The organism is Anoxybacillus sp. (genome assembly GCF_036834105.1).
In the GTDB taxonomy this organism is placed as follows: domain Bacteria; phylum Bacillota; class Bacilli; order Bacillales; family Anoxybacillaceae; genus Anoxybacillus.
Genome location: NZ_DAITON010000238.1, coordinates 1 through 1515, shown reverse-complemented (window position 1 = coordinate 1515; position 1515 = coordinate 1). Strand labels below are relative to the sequence as shown.

Here is a 1515-nt window from a genome sequence, read left to right as displayed (position 1 = left end):
TATATAATTGTTTTTATTTTGCTTGTTGCGAGCGCCTGCGGACAGCAAGCGCAGCCAAACGACCGCCAATCGCTCGTTCATGTGAAAAATACGACAAACGAACAAATTGTCAATAAATCGGGACAACAAATTGCCCGTCATCTTGCGGATCTTGCTAGCAGCGTGCCAAACGTAAACGATGCGACCGTTCTCGTCGTCGGAAAATATGCGTTAGTAGGCATCGATGTGAACGCAAAACTTGATCCATCGCGCGTCGGGACAGTAAAATATTCCGTCGTCGAAAGTTTGCAAAAAGATCCGTACGGAGCGAACGCAATCGTCATTGCCGATGCGGATTTGAATACGCGGCTGCGCGCCATTCAAAAGCAAGTCGAAAAAGGAAAGCCGATTCAAGGGTTTATGGATGAATTGGCGGCGATTGTTGGTCGCGTCATGCCTGAAATTCCAAGCGACTTTTTACAAACGACAAATCCGCGCTCAACAAGACAAAACGATAAGCAGCTCAATAAAGGAGAACAGCGGCAGTTAGAAAACGAACAACAAAAACAATCAAACGACCATATGAAATAAGCCGAGCGATCTCGCCCGGCTTATGCTTGTTTTAACGCGCTCATTACTTGTTGATCAAGCTTTGCGGCAGCTTGCGCATCGTACGTTTTTTCATATTTCGGCTCAACGGAAATTTTCGCTCCGTAAAACATGACGTCGCGCACTTCTTCAATATCGACTTGAATAACTGTCAATTTGAGCGGGACGTTTTCAAGCTTTTCGACTTTCACATGCGCTTTCCCGCTAATCGAATACGTCGATTCGTTTGCGATCAACACGATCGATATCGCATCGTTCGCACGCACGTTGGCAACGATGCGCGAACGTTGGTCAACCGCAAAATATACTTTATCGTTCGTTGGCGCGTACACCCACGAAATCGCACTTGCGTTTGGCGCACCTGTTTCATGATCGACCGTACAAACGATCACGAATCGTTCTTTTTGTAATGATTGGAATAAAGGTTCAATTAATGTCGGTTCTACCGCATTTGGCATATCCATCCCTCCTTGTTTTTATCATACCTTTTTTTCACACACTTTCAAATGATATGATATACTATTTATCAAAAAACATGTGAGGTTTGACGATGAGAGTACGTTGCATTCTTTGTGAAAAAATAGATACGTTAAACGATGAATCGCTGCTTGCGAAACGTTTGCGCAACCGGCCGATTCATACATATATGTGCGAAACGTGCCATGCACGCATTGAGCAAAAAACGAAAGAGCGGCTCGCAACCGGCAAGTTTCGCTTTTATCGCTCGAGCAAACATGAAACGGAATGGTAAATCAAATACTGTCGTCCCCCCAAAAACTTTCGCAACATTGGTGGGCGACGACAGCTATGTATGATGAGCAACCAAATACTTCTTTTTCCGTTAGATGTATCATGTTCTCCATATGTTATACGGTCCAAATATGAAAAAGCACCATGCACGAAGCATGGACGCTTATTCATAATTGA

Annotated in this window: 3 protein-coding genes; 2 read left to right on the top strand and 1 reads right to left on the bottom strand. The window is 44.2% G+C overall.

Annotated elements, in window-relative coordinates; translation table 11 throughout:
- Positions 1-3 precede the first annotated feature (3 nt).
- Positions 4-570, top strand: a complete 567-nt coding sequence (locus V7Z64_RS13325) for a YhcN/YlaJ family sporulation lipoprotein (RefSeq protein WP_442885216.1) — start codon at positions 4-6, stop codon at positions 568-570.
- Between the two features lie 20 nt (positions 571-590).
- Here the strand turns inward: V7Z64_RS13325 and V7Z64_RS13320 are convergent, their stop codons facing one another.
- Positions 591-1046 (bottom strand): pyridoxamine 5'-phosphate oxidase family protein, encoded by a 456-nt coding sequence (locus tag V7Z64_RS13320; protein ID WP_297991338.1) that lies wholly within the window; start codon positions 1044-1046, stop codon positions 591-593.
- A gap of 92 nt (positions 1047-1138) precedes the next feature.
- Here V7Z64_RS13320 and V7Z64_RS13315 point away from each other — a divergent pair, with 92 nt between their 5' ends.
- Positions 1139-1339 carry a YlaI family protein gene (locus tag V7Z64_RS13315; RefSeq protein ID WP_003395179.1) on the top strand — a complete coding sequence of 67 codons (201 nt, stop codon included), beginning with the start codon at positions 1139-1141 and terminating at the stop codon, positions 1337-1339.
- The last annotated feature ends 176 nt before the right edge of the window (positions 1340-1515 follow it).

Excerpts from the sequence above, each read along its gene's own strand:
- V7Z64_RS13320 (WP_297991338.1), bottom strand. The coding sequence starts at position 1,046 with ATGCCAAATGCGGTAGAACCGACATTAATTGAACCTTTATTCCAATCA.
- V7Z64_RS13315 (WP_003395179.1), top strand. The coding sequence starts at position 1,139 with ATGAGAGTACGTTGCATTCTTTGTGAAAAAATAGATACGTTAAACGAT.